This window comes from Desulfomonile tiedjei, from assembly GCA_016212925.1.
Taxonomy (GTDB): Bacteria; Desulfobacterota; Desulfomonilia; order Desulfomonilales; family Desulfomonilaceae; genus JACRDF01.
In genome coordinates, this window is sequence record JACRDF010000020.1 from 88151 (window position 1) to 107443 (window position 19293).

Here is a 19293-nt window from a genome sequence, read left to right on the forward strand (position 1 = left end):
ACCGGTTACCCGGAAAGCGCATAACCAACCCAGCCTTGCCGGAGTGCTTGCAGCTTTTCCCCAAATCTGAAAAAGTTAAAAGCTTCGATCAAATAGACTTTGGAGACCGGGACACCCCATGACAGGGTCCCGGTCCCCAGTGTGGATCACCGCGAATCCGAGAGCATGACGGCTTTACTCTGCTGCTTGACTCTCTTATACACATTGCCTGCGTCATGATCGTGCCAAGACGTTGGTGAGGTTTTGCAACCGGTTCTGAAAGGAGCCAAATGCCGGAATTGGGTAACAAGCAACTTTCATCTGACCGACTAGCTGGTAAAAAAAAGCTTCTTTACTTCGAGTCTCTGGGTGAGAAGTTCGACGAATTCATGGATGATTACGACGTTGAGCAAAGAATAAGCCTTATTTTTTCATCTTTACTCAAAGACTTGGATCTTAGGGGAAGTGAGGTCCTGGAAGTTGGTTCCGGGACCGGCCGTATTTCAAGGAGGATAGTCGGATGCGGCGCGAGATTGACGGTCATTGACATCGGGCAAAGGTTGGTCTCAACCGTCTCTCCGGATTGCCAGAGCGGAGTTGTGGGTGATGCAATTTCTTTGCCTTTCGCGGATGCCTCCTTTGATGCGGTGGTCAGTTCCGAGTGCATTGAACACACCACAAATCCTCGTGCGGCCATAGAAGAGATGTGTCGGGTGTGCAGACCCGGGGGCGTGGTGTGCATTACCACTCCAAATAAACTTTGGTACCCGGTGCTGGTGCTCGCTCAAGCGCTGGGACTTCGCAAGTTTTCGGGCATCGAAAACTGGATTTTCCCGTATCAGGCGGCCAGAATCATGCGCCGGTCAGGTATGAAACAGATTAGTTTGAGCGGCTGTCACCTCTGGCCCTTTCAGATAAAATTTGGGCGAGCGTTGTCCAAGGCGGTGGATCGCTGGGGCAGATTCCTTTACCCGTTCATGATTAACTTCGGAGTCATGGCAGTGAAGGATAGCCATGAAGCAACCTGATCTGAAGCGCACCTTGGAGCCGGTCCCGAATCTATGATCAGCTGAAACCGCTTCTAGAGATTACAGAAGTATTAAGGTAAATCACTGCCGAAGGGTGAGACAAATGCACAAGAATTGTTGGAGGATCTATGAACCGGATTAGTCCGCGTTGGTTAAGCCTCGCTATTATCATGGCCATTGTAATCATTATTGGCATAACTGGTGTCTTAGCTGTGAAGATGAGTCGAGAGGGGGATAGGATTTGCGCGGAGGATTGCTTTTTTTGGCGGACAGTCGGGGTCGCAATTTCTGTGCTGAAGCATAAAGCACCGCTTTTGACTTATGACGATCCCGTGGCCCGGCTTCTTCAGGGAAATAATGATCCTGTGTCCCTCGAGGAATTTAATCAAAGGATATCGCAAGCATGTTCTTTGCCGGCTGACCTTGTGCGTGTCTCCGGCAAACCCCTACGCCGTACAATTGAGGACGACGATAAAGGAGCTTCGTGGTGGTACATTGTGTCATTTCTTCTTTTCGGTTTTCGCATGGAGAGCCCGCAAATTGTGTACTTCCTTCTCTTTTTTCTTTCCAGCGTTGTTTTTTTGCTATCTTTCCGCGGGAACACCGAACCCTTGCTGTTGCTATTGCTAATCGCTGTTGCTCATTATGCCCTGGTTCTTCAGCAGTTGGATCTCCCTGCCTGCATGGGGGCAATCATGGCACGTCAGCGCGCGTTTGTGATGCTAGGGACAATACCATCGCTCCATTTGGCTCTCCTGATTTTTAAGCGATGGCCCATAGACCGCTGGGCGGTGGCGGCCGCTCTTTTTCAGACGGCATTGCTCATGATGACCATCAATACGAGGAGGTCGGCTCTGGCACAAGTCATCTTCCTGGGAAGCTTGTGGTTGGTTACTATCTGTTTTGATATGTACAGAATCAGGTCCGCGTGTTCTCAAAGGGACGTCGAGAAAAATCCTGAATTGCCGCCTGGTCGTTGGAATGTGCTAACCGGTATGATAAGAGATCGCGCCTGGCCGCTAGTTGTCACTTTCTGCGCATTAGGGGGACTCTTTGTCTTCCAAGGGATTCAGACATATGCCATGCCTCAGTGGAGAGCCGGAGTTGGTACTGATGGTCATGTTTTTTGGCACAGCGTGATCACGTCCATGCAGGCATCTCCGATATTCAACGATAGGCTAAAGGATGAGAGTTCATACTTTCCCGAGGATTTATGGAGGCCTGGCCGGATCGGTATCGACGGGAATACCTATGTTGCTGTCTGCGGACACCGCGTCAAATTGGGTAAGTCTCCTTTCTCGGGGTGGAGAGATTATGAAGTTGATGCGCGGGATCTGGCAATGCAGTTGATTAAGGAGAATCCCAAGGCTGCTATTGACCTCTGGTTTACGAAGGTGATAGCTTTTTACAAACCCTCAGCCTGGGGCGGGAACGACGATTTTGCAGTGTTGGGAACGAAACACGGCATGTTTCAGTTCAGTTTCCAACTCTGGATTATTTTGGGTCTTTCAGTAATTGCCCTGCTGTCTGCCCCCTATGTCTCCATTAGAGCTATAGTGTCTCTTGCCGCGTTGCTAATTCTCGGGGGTACCGTAAATCTTATCCCAGCCATGATCTTCTTCCCTATTTCATATGTCATGTACGATTACGCGCTCTATATTGTTGCTTTCGTTTATGCATCGGTTTTCTTATTGCTTGTAATATTTATTAGATACGCGTATCGTGTCTTTTCGCCACGTGTCATGAGGCCCCGCGATGGTTGTCAAAACCGGATGACATAAAAACAGCAACATTGGAGTCCGAAGGTGCCAACAGGTTCCAGGTACACCGTATCTAAAATGTTCAGGCTCAACTGTTATCCGCCAATACTAGGTACCCCGGGAGAAGACGCGGTCTCCTTGGATACGAAGACTGATGCCGGAAATGCTTATCAGCGTCTTATAACCCAGGTTTCATGGCTGTGGAGCATAAGCCGAGAAGGGGCGCTGTTCGATCTCATAGGTCGCAGACAGTAATTGTCCCCTGTTGGAACCTCAGTCGGGGCTGATTAGGCCGAGGAGACCGAGGATCTGAAACATGAGGCTAAGAATAAGGGGATGAAAGACGCTCTTGAGGGATTTGACGGCTTCGTCTTGAAAAAAATCGCTACAGATGTTATTCAGGTGCGGACTGAAAAAGGGGGCTTCCTAACAGTCATGGGAGCGAGGGGTTTCGGCGAAAAAAACTTTGATATGGCGCATGCTAAGGAAGCGGCTCTGGCCTTTTCTGACCCCCCTGAATGGAAGGCTCGCCAGGTTTCGAGGATGAGCAAGAAGGTTCCAACGATCTCGATAATAACGGCAAGCCTAAATGCGGGCTCAACGATGCGGCATTGCGTGCAAAGCGTTAGGAACCAGAATTGCTCCGCGGAACACATCATCGTCGACAGAGATTCGAGGGACGAAACTGTAGCCGTAGCCGAGAAGTATGCACGACCTGATGCACTGATTGTTTCCGAACAGCACAAGGGGTTGTATGAGGCTATAAATAAGGGCATCTCGATCGCTACAGGCGACATTGTGGGGACGCTACATGCCGAAGCCTTCTATCCGCACAATAAGACCCTGTCTATTGTGCAGGAAGTTTTTAAAGACCCTGAGGTCAAAGCATGCTACGGAGATTTGGCCTATATCGATAAGAACGACAGTTCCAGAGTGGTACGGTACTGGAAATCGACGTCGTACCGTGACAACCTTATGGATAGCGGCTGGGTGCCTCCTCACCCGACCTTTTTCGTCAGACGGTCTGTGTATGAGGATCACGGGGCGTTTCGATTGGACGTGGGACATGCAGCTGACTATGAATTCCTGTTGCGGGTTCTCCTGGTTTATCGCATTCGCGTCGCCTACATCCCGACTTTGATTACAGTAATGAGAGGGGGGGGAGCAAGCAGCCCAACCCCCCAGGCGTACCTTAGCGCAAAACGTATGGATAGAAAGGCATGGATGGTGAACGGACTCCAACCCAAGCCGTGGACCCTTCCTGCAAAAACAATCAGGAAATCAACCCAGGGCCTCCTCAGGAAAGTCTACAGTAAGCCTTGGCTGGACCAGGGATACCTGGAAGGCGATCCCTTGGAGACCCGAGAAAAGGAAGCTGAAAGCCCGGAAACTACAGATCCGGTGAGAGGAAATTCAGCCCATCGGGTGACGACGCGTGAAGGCGCAAGGCCGCCGTTTTATGTGGTCACGGTCAACTACAATCATGAAAATCAAATAGATAGATTGCTGCAATCCCTGCGCTGGGTTGACGGTTTGAAAAAGCTGATCATAGTGGACCATTCCGGATCGGACCGTCTTCAGGAACTTAAGGCTGATTTTCCCATACTTGTAATCCGACAAGAGAACAGGGGATATGGAGCGGGTTTGAACACGGGACTGAGGCAACTTCCTGATCAAGATGCCTTGGTCATGCTTTGTAATCCGGACACGGCCATACTGAATCAGGAAAAGTTAGCGGATGTCTTGGATTACATGATCCACAATCCCAAAGTCGGGTGTGTGATCCCGAAATTGGTGACCCGGCGAGGAAAAACTGAACCTTCAGCGCGAAAGTTTTACACTCTGAGTTCCCTCTTGTGGGTGAGGACCACCTGGGTTGTGAAAAAAAGACCCGAATTTCTTCAGGAGCATTATTACTCCGAAGAAGATGGTCCGGGGCCGTATGAGATCGATTGGGGAAGCGGTAGCGCGATGTTTGTGAGGAACTCGTTATTCCCCTACCCTATATCTTTTGATGAAAGGTTTTTCCTTTACTTCGAAGATGTGGATCTGTGCGCTCAAATGTGGCGGCACGGGTTCTCGGTGGTTCACCATCCGGAGCTTGTCGTCTATCACCACGCGGCCAGATTGAGCAGGAAGAGCTTTTACTACTTTGCCGTCCATTTGGCCAGCCTGCTCAAATTCATTAAGAAATATCGGGGACTATACCATCGGACCGCTCGTCTGGCTCCTGCCGATAAGACGCAAAAGGATTTTGCCCGCATTCAATAGGTGCAAAAGGAAGACCGCTCGGCTTTTACCCACTTCAACTGCCTGTCCTTACCGGAGTGCTTGGTCCTTACGCCTGTCTCTCCTGCCTTCCGGGGCTCTCACCAAACCTTTCTCTTCCCATCAATACCTTTTCTCCCAAATTCTGACCGACACGACCTGAAGCATAAATCAATCTCCTCAACTCCGCGGGAAAATGATATAGTTCTACCAATCACGCTTTGTGCCCCTGTACGTTTTGGGCAAAAGCGGTTATTAAAATAGTAACCTCGTAGACTTGCGGCAGCTATTAGTAGTGTCCCGACGATTCACCGGACAGCCACGTGGCCACCACACAAGTGTCTAATTGGTGTGTATGGGCAAACTGTAGGCGCGCGGATCGAATTGAATGAATTGAGTGCGCCGTCCCCGGCATGACAAGCACTCTTCCGCTGGAGTTGGGAAATATGTACCGTGAAATGACCTTTTGTTTGTTGCTGGCAATTCTGCTGGCATGGCCGGCCCAGGCCCAGGAAAAGCCGATAGATACGGGTAAGACCCGCAAACCTATCCTGGTATGCTCAACGACCCAGGTCGCCGACTTCGCTCGCCAAGTGGTCGGGGATAGCTGTGAGGTCCATTGTATCTTGGCGCCGGGTGCTGACCCGCACACATACATGCCGACGCCCGGAGACGCAAAACTGGTGCTCAAAGCTGATCTGTGCCTTCAAAACGGGATGCACCTGGAAGGCAAAAACTGGATGCAGACCCTCGCCCAAGATGCCGGAAAGCCTCTATTGACATGCACCGAAGGCGTGCAACCCATTGAGCTGGAAGCCGAAGGACAGAAGGTCAATGACCCGCACACGTGGTTTACGCCCAGAAACGCAGCGATATACGTAAACAACATCGTTCGGGGTGTCTCTAAGTTGGACCCGGCTCACAAAGCCGATTACGAAGCAAGAGCCAAACTGTACCTTCAGGAACTCAGAGTGTTGGATTCATGGATTCGAGAACAGTTCAACTCCATCCCGATTGACAGCCGGATCCTTGTCACCAGCCACGACGCGTTCAACTATTTCGCAAAAGAGTACGGATTCAAGAACCAGGCACCTGTCGGTTGGTCCACCGGAGCGGAAGTCGGCGCCGGCATGACCCCCGAACGCAGAAAGCAGGTCATCGAATCGATAAAAAGCTTTCGAGTTAAAGCCGTCTTTGTCGAGACTAGCGTAAACCCGAAGCTCGTACGTGAAATTGCCAACGAAGCGGGAGTAAAAGTCGGTGGAGAACTTTACTCGGACTCAATGGGCCCGGCCGGGTCTGCTGGCGAGTCATACATTGGAATGATGCGAGAGAACGTACTGGTAATAGCAACTTCCCTCAGGTAAAGGGATATTGGTTCCTTCATCGCGATTCCAGCTCCTTGAGCTTGTCTTAGTCAACGGTTATAGCAAGGATTCCAAATGCGTCCGGTTCTCGCGGTTCTTATCTGGGTGGCCCTGGTGGGTGGACTGAGTGCCTACATGCACGCGCGAGAAAAGATCAACCCCGCGCGATCTTATGAAGTCCGTGCAGTTACAGAGCCTTTTGCCCTGGAAGTTACCACCACATTTGACCTGGAACCCGATCCCTTTGCTCTAAAAACCGAAACGGAAAGCGAAGCCCCTGCCCTATTGGTACGAGTCAACGGCAAGGAAGCGCTCCGCCGCAACGACCGAGTCGAAAGGGGGGTCCCTTTCCGACTGGAGCCTGTTCCGGGGTTGGTTCAAGGTCACAATGAAATATACCTCGAGGCGAATCCGCCTGTGGAGCAAGCGGACCGTTCCCTGGCAGTGAGAGTCAGAGTTTTTAGAGGCTCCATGCCCGTAGCGGATCAATCTATCTGGTCCGAAGCCGGCTCGACGGTAGCCACCACGTTCCGCGTGGATATCGAGCCCGAAAAGACTCCGGAGGCAGACACTCATGGCCACTGACTTGAGTAACGTTCCGGCCATTGAGGTGGAACATCTCACGGTAAGCTTTGGCCCGAAGCCCGCGCTTCTCGACGTTTCTCTCCGGATAGATCAGGGACTTCTGGTGGGAGTGATCGGCCCTAACGGGGCAGGCAAATCGACTCTGGTCAAGGCGGTTCTCGGATTCGTGAAACCCGACATAGGCACGATCAGTCTGTTCGGGACCCCGCTGGAACAAGCGAGGGGACGAATGGCCTATGTGCCTCAACGAGGGGCCGTGGATTGGGATTATCCTATAACCGTGTATGAGGTCACCATGATGGGGCGCTACGGGAGCATCCCTTGGTGGGGAGACCCGACCCCCGAGGACAAGCGGCTGGCCAACGAAGCGCTTGAGATGGTACGCATGGAAGATCTTCGCCACCGCCAGATCGGCCAGCTTTCGGGCGGCCAACAGCAGAGGGTATTCATGGCCAGGGCACTGGCTCAAGGCGCTGACATTCTGCTCCTTGACGAGCCCTTCGCCGGTGTGGACGCGGCTACCGAAAGAGCGATTCTCGATGTGTTGGATCGTGCGAAAAACACCGGCAAAACCCTTGTGGTGGTTCACCATGATCTTGCCACCGCGGCGGAATACTTTGACCGGCTTGTATTGATCAAGCAACGGGTCTTTGCGTACGGCAGTCCTGACCGGGTGCTGAACTCTGAGCTGCTCTCCGAGGTGTATGAAGGTAAGCTGCGCATTTTCGCCAACTTGCCACGAACAGGCCAAGAACCATAATGGAATTGATCTATAACACTTTAATCGCACCTCTTCGTGAAACCTTCTTTATTAAAGCCCTCATAGGCGGCTCGGTGGCTGCCGTCGTGTGCAGCGTGGTGGGCTGCCTGGTTATTCTCCGGCGCATGGCCTTTCTGGGAGACGCTTTGTCACACGCCATGATAGCGGGTGTGGCCGGCGGCTACCTGTTCATGAAGGTCCTGTTTAATACCGAAGCCCATGCTCCTTCCATGCTGCTTGGGTCATTAATCGCTGCGGTGGTCACTGTGGCTTCCATTGGGTTTGTCTCCAGGGTTTCACGGGTCAAAGAGGACACAGCTATCGGCATCATGTACACGGGTGTCTTTGCCGCCGGTGTGGTGCTGGTCTCCATCTTCAGGAATTACATCCACATTGATCTCGTTCATTTTATCATGGGCGACGTGCTCGGCGTGGCTGATCAGGACCTGTGGGTGGCCGCGATCGCCGCGGCTTTGGTGCTGTCGGTAATTGTGCTGTTCTACAGACAATTCCAGCTCACTAGCTTTGATCCGGTGATGGCCGCGTCCATTGGCATGCCGGTGGCTCTGATCGATTATGCGCTGACTACCTGCGTTTCGTTGGTTGTGGTAAGTGCCGTGAGCATGGTCGGGGTGATTCTGGTCGTCGGCTTACTCATTACGCCCGCTGCAACCGCCTATCTGCTCTGCGATCGACTCGATAGGATGATGGTCCTGGCTGCCGTGTTTGGAGTAACGAGCGTGGTTGGCGGCCTCTATTTGTGTATCTGGCTGGACTCGGCGGGTGGAGGGGCGGTAATGCTCTTCTGCACATTCCAATTCCTTGTGGTCCTGATAATGGCCCCGCGGTACGGGCTGTTGTCTAACTGGCTGCGTTTGAAACGCATGGTTCCACAACAATTGGTCGAAGACATTCTGGGTTCAGTTGTGCGTTTCCGCGACCGACCGGCGGCAATTGCAGATTTGAGCGAGCTTTTGGCAACCCGCAAGGAAGCGCTGGCCCCCGCGGTTAAAAGCATGGTGAGAGACGGGCTGCTCGTGAGCCAAAACGAAGGGTATATCCTCTCCTCGAAAGGCGAAAAGGAGGCCAGGCGCATTCTTCGGGCTCATCGACTCTGGGAGACGTACCTACGCCACGTCGGCATGGCGCCGAGTGAAGTTCATGCACGCGCTCATGAGCTTGAACATGTTCACGATGTGGAATCCGTTGCTTATTTGGACGAGCTGCTCGGGCATCCCACCCATGACCCGCATGGTTCTGAAATCCCTGAGAACGCTATCGAAGCTGACAAAGGAATGGTCTACCGCATCAGCTCACTCCGAGAAGGTAGAACCGCCAAAATAGCGGAAGCAGGCAAGGAAGCTCAGTTCCTGAATCTCCATTCGGGAGAATTGGTTACAATAGGACCTCGCAAAGCTGACGATACTCTGTGGACCATAAGGCGTCAGGATGGCAGCGAAATTCTCTTGGATCACAAAACCGCGGACTCGATATTGGTAAAGGCCATTAATTGAGACCTATTCCTTCAGATAAATATACGAATGCCTCATGGAAAGGCAGGGCGAACACAAATAGGCCCCGTGCAAAGCGGGCGTCAAGTCATAGCCTTACCTCCGTCGGAATCCTAATCCAACATGGTGCATCTTATGTTCGTAAGGCTTCGCCCGAAGTATTGATTGTGGACTGCTAGTCTGCAACACGGGTGGCGCACCAGCAAGGATAGGAGGGAAGAGCCATGTTGGGCTTAGCAATAACTTTTTTGATCATTGCGTTCGTCGCCGGCGTGCTGGGGTTCGTCGGAGTAGCAGGAATTTCGATGGAAATAGCGAAGATCCTCTTCGTCGTTTTTCTGGTGTTGTTCATAGTTTCACTAATATTCGGCCGGCGGCGGCGACTGTTGTGACAATATACCGCTGTGGGATGATATACAGCTAATTGAACGGGAAGACCTGTCAACGGGCTTGCCGAGATGCACGGCATTGCTCTTGGAATTGGGGAGAGTTGTTGTGGCGGGAGAGCATTCGGGTGCTAGGTGTGCACCGGTTTGTCCTTACAACCAACCGTTTTCCCGGTACCATGCAGCGGTCTTACGGATCGCTTCATCCAAAGAGAAACGGGGTCTCCATCGCAGGTCTGTGAATGCCTTTTCAGGCGAACAGACCCATGCGATCTGCTTCATTTCTTCCAATTTCTCGGTTCTGAAAAGTGGTGTCACACCTCGGAACTTGCCGACAATGTCGCCGGCACGGGCTAAGAGCTTCATGGCGAATAGAGGCACCGGCACAGCCACAGAGCTTTTACCCATTACACGCGCCACTTCCAGAGCGAACTTCCGCCACACAACAGGCTCCGGGTTCGCCAGAAAATAGACCCCGCCCTCCGAAGCCGGTGACATAGCCGCGGCGAGGATCCCCTCTACCAGGTCTTCCACGTAAATTATGCTTACGAGCCTGTCAGGCCCTGCTATATATGGCGCTATTCGATAACGGACACATTTGAAAACCCCGAGGACATCCGTGTCCCTCGGCCCGAAAACAGTTGGAGGGCGGACGATTGTGACCGGCACGCGGTCCATGAAGCTCAGAGCCACTTGCTCGGCCTCGGCTTTGGAACGGCCGTATAATGAAACAGGACACAAAGGGTCGGATTCGGTCTTGCAGGCCCCGTCGTCAGTCGATGGTCCGATTGCGGCCTGGGAACTGACCAGCACAAACCGTTTCAGCGAGTCTTTCCAAGAGGAATTGACAAGCTTTTCCAGCAACTCCCGCGTCCACTTGACGTTCGACTCCCAGTAGCCGTCGTAATCTGGTGCCCTGGTTGCGCCGGCCAGATGTATGACGTAGTCGAAGGCGCCGTTAACCGAGATTTCTGCCTCCAAATCACCAGCGGCGATTACCCGTACCGGAATTCCCTTGAGATTGCGCAGCGCCAAAGAGTCGCGAACCGGACAGACTGCTTCCCAGCCCTTTGCCAGGATCAGCTCCGCCATATGGCTCCCGATAAAGCCTGTCGCTCCTGTCACCAAGAATCGCATAGGAAGTCCTTGCAGATGTTGTTAGAAAGCCAAGGGAATGTTGCCTTCAATGAACGGAGCCTGCCGCTCTTCACGAACCATTGGGCCTTTTACGAAAAATCTGTAGGAGTTTTGGGGGAAGGGAGCCGGGGAATTCCTCTTTGCACAAAGCTGTTCCCCGTCAGACCCCTTGAAATGAGGTCCTACCAGGCACGGCTGCCTATCAGTTCGAGCCATTCTTCAATATTAAGGCCGCATGTGTAGTGGTCATCTCCAAGTCCCGGCGAGCAAGACTCTTCAAAGATGGTTTCGGAGTTCACGAGGCAAACAGGCCATCCCGGCACGTGGTGGCGCAGAGCCGTGTTTTCGTTAACCCTGTACACCATGAACATCCTGTCATCGCAGGAGATCCTATACCTGACACCCTCGTGTTCGAGCGAAAGATCCTGATTCAAGATCCCAAGTTCCACGAAGGCATTGCGAATCTCACGAAAAACCACGTTCGGCAGTCTACCGGCGCAATCTCCAGCCAGGATGTTTCCTATCTCCGAGTTGCTTGACATCGCTCACCTCGCAGACTCAAGTCTTACACTAGCTCTTCATCCGAAGTTCGCTTTATGGCGGGCCCAGAAATCTTCCTGTGAAAATCTGTGACACTGAGTTCCCTGACATTCCACGCCAAAACTGGCACAGACTGCGCCCATCTTCGCGGCGTCCGGGAGGCTTTTCCCCATTACCAGGCCCTTGATAAGGCCCGCGCGGAACGCGTCGCCCGCGCCCGTGGGGTCCATCACTCGGTCAGCTTTGACAGCGGGGATTTCCACGTCTCCGTCTTTGGTGGACAACACCGCTCCGCGTTCGGCAAGCGTTGTAATCACAGCTCCCGTGAGCTTCAGCAAATCCGCCCTCTGCATGGACGACCCACGCGACACCATTTCAAGCTCATAGTCGTTGGAAATGAACAGCATCGAACCGGTGAGCATTTCGATGATCCGGTCGGTAGCTAACGCAGGGATGGACTGTCCCGGATCAAAGATGTAAGGGATCGACCGGTCTTTGAAATATCTGGAATACGTGACCATGTCATCCAGATTTCCAGGTGCCACTATAGCCAGGGTGTCATCGGCGGATGCTCCGTCGATGCTGTATTCACAGGGAAACTTCATCGCGCCCGGATTGAATCCGGTGATCTGATTGTCCGCTTTGTCGGTGGTTATATAAGCTCCTGCGGTGAATTCATCAGTCAGCCGTCGAATACCTTCCAGTGGCAATTTGTGGTCCCGTAGCCAATTTTCATAGGTATCGAAATCCTTGCCGGCTGTGGCCAGAATCAGCGGGCTTTCGCCGAGAAGAGCCAAGTTATAAGCGATATTTCCCGCTGTGCCTCCAAACTGCTCCTTGAGGCCGTTGACCATAAAACAGACATTGAGGATGTGGATTTTGTCCGGAAGGATGTGGTCCGAGAATTTCTCGGGGAAATCCATGATTCGGTCATAGGCCAAAGAGCCCGAGACCAAGATATTCATTGTTCCATACCTCTCCACTGCCGAAAAATCGAAACCTTAGCCCGTCTTGACTAGGATAGGAAAAGGAAACTCACGTGTCAAGGCCGATGTAAACCAGCGGCAGATTGAACGGTAATGAAGCTTGAACCCTCGTCATAGGGAACGGCCTGCCTTGGCTTTATTTCCTTTCTGCGGACGTTTAACGCGTGCTATAATCCGTGCGCCTCGTGGGAAATCCCTTTCGGGGATCTAGAAACGGTTTCAAAACCCCTTAGCAGGAGCGGCCGTCAGAGTTGCTCACGTCCCGCCATTGTCGCCCGCTGATGACAATGGTGTAAAATCATGGGAGTTTTTGGGGAGGGGTCCGGGGAGGGCGTTTTTGCAAAAACGCCCTCCCCGGAAACTCTTCCGGAAACTCTCAGGTTTTGAAACCATTTCTAAGGGAATACGGTGCGAATCCGTTACGGGCCCGCCGCTGTGACCGGGGACGAAGGTCGCCAGAACCACTGTCCAAGACGATGGGAAGGGGCGACCTGTAGAACGATCCGGAAGTCAGAAGACCTGCCCACGCTGGAGTAGGCTTGAAGCGGAATTTGTGGGGAGACCCTTTTTGTAAAAAGGGTCTCCCCACACCCCTCTCCAAAAACTTCTGTATCCTGTCCGCTGGGCCGCTTCCGCTGTTAGCGGAAGCGGCCCAGCGGGCGAGTTAGAGAGTTTTTTGAAGGGGGAGCGGGGGAAACTTTTTTACACAAAAAAGTTTCCCCCGCATGTTGCTTCCGGCCTTTCCTGTTCTTGCTCCCCGCGGATCGTGAGCAAAGGCAGCAGGGATGAAAAACGGCATCCCCGAGTTTGAAGCTCGGGGATTTTTTTTGCCTGGGCTCTGGAGGAACCATGTCGCGCCTCATCTTGATCACCGGAGGCAGTAGAAGCGGAAAGAGCGAATACGCCAGGAAAATCGCGGAAGCCTTGGACGGTCCGAGGGCATTTATCGCGACTTGCACGGCTGTGGATGCTGAGATGGCAGATCGTATCCGAAAGCATCAAGAGCTACGCCGAGACCGTGGCTGGCATACGATCGAGGAGCCTTTGGATTTGGCGGAGACCTTGCGAAGGTCGGGAGATTTCAAGGTGCTGCTGGTGGATTGTTTGACCCTATGGGTCAACAATGTCCTCTATCACGCGCAGCAGTCCGGGGAAAACATTACAGAAGACGATATGGTACGCAAATGCCGGGAAGTGATCCAGGTGTGCTCGGACCTTGACGCTACCTCGATTTTTGTCACCAACGAGGTCGGCATGGGGATAGTGCCGGACAATGCTTTGTCCCGGCTTTACCGCGACCTTGTCGGCAGATGCAACCAGACCGTGGCCGAAGCCGCGGATGAAGTGGTCTTGGTCGCTTGCGGCCTGCCATTACAGTTGAAGAAAGGGTAAGTGTTCTCTGGGCTTCCACGCTTCCGCGTGGTGCGCCCGGTGAACCATTACAAGAAAGGAATATGTCAATGAGCCTTTTAGACGAAACCATTCGAAAAATATCACCCCAGGATTCCAATGCCCGCGCCAAGGCCAAGGAACGTCTGGATCAGCTTACCATGCCGTATTGGGCGCTGGGCCGGCTCATGGACCTGGCCATGGACCTGGCAGGCATCACCGGTTCCATGAATCCGCCAATACGGAATAGAGTGGTCGTTACCATGGCAGGCGACCACGGCATCGTGGCTGAAGGAGTAAGCAAATATCCGCAGGAAGTCACCTGCCAGATGGTTTACAACTTTGTCAACGGTGGTGCCGGCATCAACGCTCTGGCACGTGTAGCCGCGGCCAAAGTGCAGGTAATTGATATGGGCGTCGCAGGCGATTTGAGCGATCTGGCAAAAAAGGGATTGATCATGTCGAGACATATCGGGTCCGGCACAATGAATATGGCTCAGGGGCCGGCGATGACTCGAGAAGACGGTGTCCGATCTATTGAGGCCGGCATACAGGTGGCGACTGAATTGGGCGATACCACAGATCTTTTCGGCACCGGCGAAATGGGGATAGGAAACACGACTCCCAGTAGCGCCATCGTTGCTGCGGTCACGGGACGGCCGGTGGTTGAAGTTACCGGCCGCGGCACGGGTATAGATGATGCGCAGTTCGAGCACAAGGTAGCGGTTATCGAGAAATGCTTAGAGAAGAACAAACCTGATCCCGAAGATGCTCTGGATGTGCTGGCCAAGGTGGGCGGCTTCGAAATCGGAGGCATAGCGGGCTTGATCCTGGGTGCTGCTTCGATGCGCAAGCCGGTGTTGATCGACGGGTTCATATCCACAGCCGGAGCGTTGATCGCTCACGGGCTCGCGCCGGCAGCCTCAGAGTACATGATTGCTGCTCATCGCAGTGTAGAGCAGGGACACCGTATTGCGCTGGAGCATTTGAAAAAGCAGCCTCTGCTGGACTTGGACCTCCGTTTGGGAGAGGGCACCGGAGCGGCCCTGGCAATGACGTTGGTGGAAGCCGCTGTCCGAATTCTTACTGAAGTGGCCACCTTCGAGGAAGCCGCGGTATCCACCGCGGACAAGTAATGCGGGGGAATAGCGGGGAGACCCTTTTTGTAAAAAGGGTCTCCCCGCACCCCTCTCCAAAAACTTTTATATTCTGCTTGCTTGGCGGTTCCGCTATTCGCGGAATTGCCAAGCAAGTGACATAGAGTTTTTTGAAGCGTGCACCGGGCATAGCCTCTAGTCTACTTGTTAATCCTGTTCGTCCCGCAGGGATGATAGGAGAGTAGCCCGACCATTTAGAGACTGTCGCAAAACCCTGAATTGGACGGATTTTCGGGTACGGCGCGCTTCGAGAAGCGCCCTGATTTCGGGCAGTTCACGAACCGAGCCGTACGGGCGAGGTGTGCAATCCCTTACTTCGAGCCAGTTTCATCTTGCCGGTCGTGCTAATAGACAGGCTGGAAGCCTGTCCCACCGAACATCCAGGCCAGCCGCCGCGGCGGAACGGAAAAGATACGAGAAATGTCTCAGGCGAAGAGACAGGTCAGCCCCTTCGGGCAAATACCCCTTGACAATAGTCCCGGCAGAAACTTATTCTAGGGGTGTTCTGGGCGGGTAGCTCAGGGGGAGAGCACTGCCTTCACACGGCAGGGGTCGGAGGTTCAAATCCTCTCCCGCCTACCAGAGAATAAGAGCTAGGCCCTGCAAGTTGGCAGGGCCTTTTTTCTCTTCCGAAGATCGTTAAGCAGTCTATGAACTATGTTCGACTCACCGAGACAAAAGAATAAATAGACAAAAGGGGCCATTCGAATCAAGGGATCAAGTCATGGGCATCAAGGATCTGTTGAACAGGAAACGGGAAGAAATTCTTCGCGTGGCGGCTCGCCACGGCGCCGGTAATGTGAGAATCTTCGGGTCCGTAGCCCGCGGTGAATCTGACGAGAAAAGCGATCTTGATCTACTTGTGACAATGGAAGCGGGGAGAAGCCTCTTGGATCATGCGGCTTTGTTGATCGAATTGCAGGACTTGCTGGGGTGCGAAGTGGACGTGGTGAGCGAGAAAGGCTTGCGACCTCGAATGCGGGAACGGGTCTTGAAAGAGGCTATCCCACTATGAGGAGCGACCGAGAACGCTTGATCGATATGCTGGAGGCCATCGAAAAGATCGAGCGATATGTGGCCAAGGGAAAAAAGGCGTTTGATTCGGAGGAACTCCTCCAGGTCTGGATGATCCATCACTTGCAAACCGTGGGCGAGGCCGCGTCTAAACTCGACCGTGATCTCTAGGAGACCTTTCCCGAAATTCCTTGGGCTCAGATAATAGCCATGCGCAACATTCTAATTCACGATTACTTTGCAGTGGATCTGGACGAAGTCTGGGTGGCCGCAGAACGGGACATTCCGAGACTCAAAAAGAGAATCCGGGAAATCCTCGATGAACTACAAGAGTAGTTGGCAAACTATTCGACGGCAACGTGCCTTCACACGGCAGGGGTCGGAGGTTCAAATCCTCTGCCGCCGTACCAGGAAAAACACGAAGAAAGGCCGCCCACTGGATGGCCTTTCTTTTTTTGGAATGGGAATTTGCCTCACCTGTTTGTTGCGTCGTGGCATGCGCATTCAAGGCCAATGCGTAAGGGCCGTGATATGGCGCCCCCCTGTCACGACTGTCCAATATGAGCCAAGACGAGACTTGACGCCTCTAAGGCCCGTCTACACCGATGCAAAGAGGTACAGGTCCGCTTCTAACGGCTCCATCCGTGCGTCTCGGCATTTTCCGTGGCCGGACACCAGCGAACCGCGCTGAGGCGAAGGCCGGTGAAAGATCGGGCTTGCCCTGGTGACGAGCGGAGAGGTATATTCTGGCACATTGGAGCACGACGTCCTTTGCGCCCCGGTGCCTCATAAGGTATCCATCTGACGGAAAAAAAGCACCCATGTTCGAACAAGCCTTCAAAAACATCGACGACGTCCTCTGGAAAGAGGCCGGATGCACCACCGAACTCGATTACACCGAGCAGACATCCTGGCTGCTGTTCCTGAAATACTTGGACGAGATGGAGCAGGAAAAGGCCATGGAGGCCGAGCTGGAGGGCAAGGAATACTCCTTCATCCTCGACAAGCCCTACCGCTGGGAAAGCTGGGCTGCGCCGAAGGGCAAGGATGGCAAGATTGACCACAACAAGGCGTTGATCGGTGATGACCTCACAGAGTTCGTCAACCAGAAGCTCTTTCCCTACCTGCACGGTTTCAAACAAAAGGCCAGCGGGCCGAACACTATCGAATACAAAATCGGCGAAATCTTCGGTGAGATAAAAAACAAAATCCAGAGCGGCTACAACCTACGCGAAATCATCGACCACATCGACGAACTGCACTTCCGCTCGCAGACCGAGAAGCATGAACTCTCGCATCTCTACGAGGCGAAGATTCAGAGAATGGGCAATGCCGGGCGCAACGGCGGCGAGTATTACACCCCGCGGCCGCTCATCCGCGCCATCGTGCAGGTGGTGAAGCCGAAGCTCGGAGAAAAAATCTATGATGGCGCGTGCGGCTCGGCGGGATTCTTGTGCGAATCATTCGATTACCTGAAGGCCAATGGCAACCTCACCACGCGCGACCTCACCGCGCTCCAGACCCGCACCTTCTACGGCAAGGAAAAGAAGTCCCTCGCCTACGTTATCGCGATCATGAATATGATCCTGCACGGCATCGAGGCGCCGAACATCATCCACACCAATACCCTCTCCGAGAACCTCGCCGACATTCAGGAGAAAGACCGCTTCGACGTTGTGCTGGCCAATCCTCCTTTCGGCGGCAAGGAACGCAAGGAAGTTCAGCAGAACTTCCCCATCCGCACCGGCGAGACGGCGTTTCTGTTTCTTCAGCACTTCATCAAAATCCTCAAGGCTGGCGGACGCGGAGGTGTGGTCATCAAAAACACCTTCCTCTCCAACACTGACAACGCCTCCGTGAGCCTACGCAAGCTGCTGCTCGAATCCTGCAACCTACATACTGTGCTCGACTGTCCCGGCGGAACGTTCCAAGGCGCTGGTGTGAAGACCGTGGTGCTCTTCTTCCAGAAAGGCGCACCTACGCGAAAGGTCTGGTTCTACCAGCTCGACCCTGGCCGCAATCTTGGTAAGACCAACCCGCTCAACGATGACGACCTCGCCGAGTTCGTGAAGCTGCAAAAGACCTTCGCCCACTCGCCCAAGAGCTGGAGCTTGGATGCCAAGAGCATAGACCAGACAACCTTCGACCTCTCCGTGAAGAACCCGAACGGCGGCGAAGAAGTCACCCACCGCAGCCCGCAGGAGATCATGGACGAGATAGCCGCACTGGATGGGGAGAGCGCGGAGGTGCTGGGGAACATCAGGGGCCTCCTATGAAGGACGGGTGGAAAACAAAGTCGCTCGGTGAACTTTGCGACGTGCTCGATCACAAGCGCAAGCCCATCACAAAGCGGGATCGTGTGGCTGGTGAATACCCTTACTACGGTGCGACAGGTGTTCTTGATTATATTGAAGGTTATCTTTTCGACGAGAAGCTTGTTCTGGTAGGAGAAGACGGAGCGAAATGGGGATCGGGTGAGAACACAGCATTCAGTGTTGAAGGCAAATGCTGGGTGAACAATCACGCGCACGTGCTCCGTCTGCACCGCAATACGGTTCTCGACAATTGGCTGATCTATTTTCTCAACCACTCCGACCTGTCTGAGTTTGTAAATGGTCTGACAGTCCCGAAGCTCAATCAAGGCAGTCTCCGAGAGATCCCCATTCCGCTCCCACCCCTCCCCGAACAGCAGCGGATCGTCGGCATCCTCGACAAAGCGTTTGAGGGCATCGCCACCGCCAAAGCCAACGCCGAAAAGAACCTCCAGAACGCTCGCGCTCTGTTTGAAAGCCACCTCCAAGCCGTCTTCACCCAGGGCAGGCCGGGGTGGGTGGAGAAGCGGCTAGCCGAAATTGCCAAGGTCTTTGGTCGAGGAAAGTCGAAGCACCGTCCAAGGAACGAGCCGAAACTATACGGTGGGAAGTTCCCTTTTGTTCAAACCGGTGACATCAGCAACGCAAACCACCGGATCACTAGTTACTCGCAGACTTATGGCGAGGACGGTTTGGCACAAAGCAAGTTGTGGCCTAAGGGAACGATTTGCATTGCCATCGTTGGAGCAACGGTTGGAGAGACGGCGATTCTGGATTTCGACGCTTGTTTCCCAGATAGCGTCATCGGGATTGTCGTAAATGAGCAGCTCGCCGATCACGAGTATGTTGAGTATTTGCTTCAGTCCTTTAAGGCCATTCTGAAGGAAAAGGGAAAGGGAACAGCCCGTGACAACATCAATCTCGGCACATTCGAGGGCCAGAAATTCCCTTTTCCCACACTGGGGGTGCAAAAGAAGATTGTTTCCACGCTGAACGATTTGGACGAAGAAACCCGACTCCTCTCCTCCATCTACCAGCGCAAGCTCGCCGCGCTGGAGGAGTTAAAAAAGTCGCTGCTGCACCAAGCCTTCAGCGGAGAATTATAAAGATCGCC

Annotated in this window: 16 protein-coding genes, 1 tRNA gene, 1 pseudogene and 1 riboswitch; of the genes and pseudogenes, 15 read left to right on the forward strand and 3 right to left on the reverse strand. The window is 53.4% G+C overall.

Translation table 11 applies throughout. The annotated features are described in order from the left end of the window. Positions 1-269 precede the first annotated feature (269 nt). The 8 genes from HY913_09375 to HY913_09410 all read left to right on the forward strand — a co-directional run bounded on the left by HY913_09375 (position 270) and on the right by HY913_09410 (position 9650). Positions 270-1007 carry a class I SAM-dependent methyltransferase gene (locus HY913_09375; protein MBI4963476.1) on the forward strand — a complete coding sequence of 246 codons (738 nt, stop codon included), beginning with the start codon at positions 270-272 and terminating at the stop codon, positions 1005-1007. Between the two features lie 128 nt (positions 1008-1135). Next, complete coding sequence (locus HY913_09380) at positions 1136-2788, forward strand: hypothetical protein (GenBank protein ID MBI4963477.1); 1653 nt, start codon at positions 1136-1138, stop codon at positions 2786-2788. 315 nt (positions 2789-3103) lie between these two features. Further along, on the forward strand, positions 3104-5038 hold the full coding sequence (locus tag HY913_09385) for a glycosyltransferase (GenBank protein MBI4963478.1): 1935 nt from the start codon (positions 3104-3106) through the stop codon (positions 5036-5038). A 443-nt stretch (positions 5039-5481) separates the two neighbouring features. After that, positions 5482-6402: a zinc ABC transporter substrate-binding protein gene (locus HY913_09390; protein MBI4963479.1), complete on the forward strand. Its 921-nt coding sequence runs from the start codon at positions 5482-5484 to the stop codon at positions 6400-6402. Positions 6403-6477: 75 nt separating this feature from the next. Continuing rightward, positions 6478-6987, forward strand: a complete 510-nt coding sequence (locus HY913_09395) for a hypothetical protein (protein MBI4963480.1) — start codon at positions 6478-6480, stop codon at positions 6985-6987. Next, entirely contained in the window at positions 6977-7747 is a 771-nt protein-coding gene (locus HY913_09400) for a metal ABC transporter ATP-binding protein (protein ID MBI4963481.1), read from the forward strand. Before HY913_09395 ends, HY913_09400 begins: the two co-directional genes overlap by 11 nt. Further along, positions 7747-9261, forward strand: a complete 1515-nt coding sequence (locus HY913_09405; GenBank protein ID MBI4963482.1) for a metal ABC transporter permease — start codon at positions 7747-7749, stop codon at positions 9259-9261. Before HY913_09400 ends, HY913_09405 begins: the two co-directional genes overlap by 1 nt. 221 nt (positions 9262-9482) lie before the next feature. Then, positions 9483-9650, forward strand: coding sequence for a DUF1328 domain-containing protein (locus tag HY913_09410; protein MBI4963483.1), 168 nt, complete (start codon positions 9483-9485; stop codon positions 9648-9650). 147 nt (positions 9651-9797) lie between these two features. Here the strand turns inward: HY913_09410 and HY913_09415 are convergent, their stop codons facing one another. The 3 genes from HY913_09415 to HY913_09425 all read right to left on the reverse strand — a co-directional run bounded on the left by HY913_09415 (position 9798) and on the right by HY913_09425 (position 12286). After that, complete coding sequence (locus tag HY913_09415) at positions 9798-10781, reverse strand: NAD(P)-dependent oxidoreductase (protein MBI4963484.1); 984 nt, start codon at positions 10779-10781, stop codon at positions 9798-9800. 182 nt (positions 10782-10963) lie between these two features. Further along, a complete protein-coding gene (locus tag HY913_09420) occupies positions 10964-11323 on the reverse strand; it encodes a hypothetical protein (GenBank protein ID MBI4963485.1) in 360 nt (119 codons plus the stop codon). Between the two features lie 36 nt (positions 11324-11359). Continuing rightward, a complete protein-coding gene (locus HY913_09425; GenBank protein MBI4963486.1) occupies positions 11360-12286 on the reverse strand; it encodes a carbohydrate kinase family protein in 927 nt (308 codons plus the stop codon). A gap of 382 nt (positions 12287-12668) precedes the next feature. Next, positions 12669-12849: riboswitch (cobalamin riboswitch) on the forward strand. Between the two features lie 307 nt (positions 12850-13156). Between HY913_09425 and cobU the strand changes: the two genes are divergently transcribed. From cobU to HY913_09460, 7 genes and pseudogenes are all read left to right on the forward strand, one after another. Continuing rightward, entirely contained in the window at positions 13157-13699 is a 543-nt protein-coding gene (gene cobU, locus HY913_09430; GenBank protein ID MBI4963487.1) for a bifunctional adenosylcobinamide kinase/adenosylcobinamide-phosphate guanylyltransferase, read from the forward strand. 68 nt (positions 13700-13767) lie between these two features. Next, complete coding sequence (gene cobT, locus HY913_09435) at positions 13768-14832, forward strand: nicotinate-nucleotide--dimethylbenzimidazole phosphoribosyltransferase (GenBank protein ID MBI4963488.1); 1065 nt, start codon at positions 13768-13770, stop codon at positions 14830-14832. 528 nt (positions 14833-15360) lie between these two features. Further along, a tRNA-Val gene (locus tag HY913_09440) sits at positions 15361-15435 on the forward strand. A 142-nt stretch (positions 15436-15577) separates the two neighbouring features. Then, on the forward strand, positions 15578-15868 hold the full coding sequence (locus HY913_09445) for a nucleotidyltransferase family protein (GenBank protein ID MBI4963489.1): 291 nt from the start codon (positions 15578-15580) through the stop codon (positions 15866-15868). Further along, positions 15865-16203: pseudogene (locus tag HY913_09450) on the forward strand (DUF86 domain-containing protein). Before HY913_09445 ends, HY913_09450 begins: the two are co-directional and overlap by 4 nt. 485 nt (positions 16204-16688) lie before the next feature. Continuing rightward, positions 16689-18143 (forward strand): N-6 DNA methylase, encoded by a 1455-nt coding sequence (locus HY913_09455; GenBank protein ID MBI4963490.1) that lies wholly within the window; start codon positions 16689-16691, stop codon positions 18141-18143. Beyond that, on the forward strand, positions 18140-19285 hold the full coding sequence (locus tag HY913_09460; GenBank protein ID MBI4963491.1) for a restriction endonuclease subunit S: 1146 nt from the start codon (positions 18140-18142) through the stop codon (positions 19283-19285). Before HY913_09455 ends, HY913_09460 begins: the two co-directional genes overlap by 4 nt. Positions 19286-19293 lie beyond the last annotated feature (8 nt).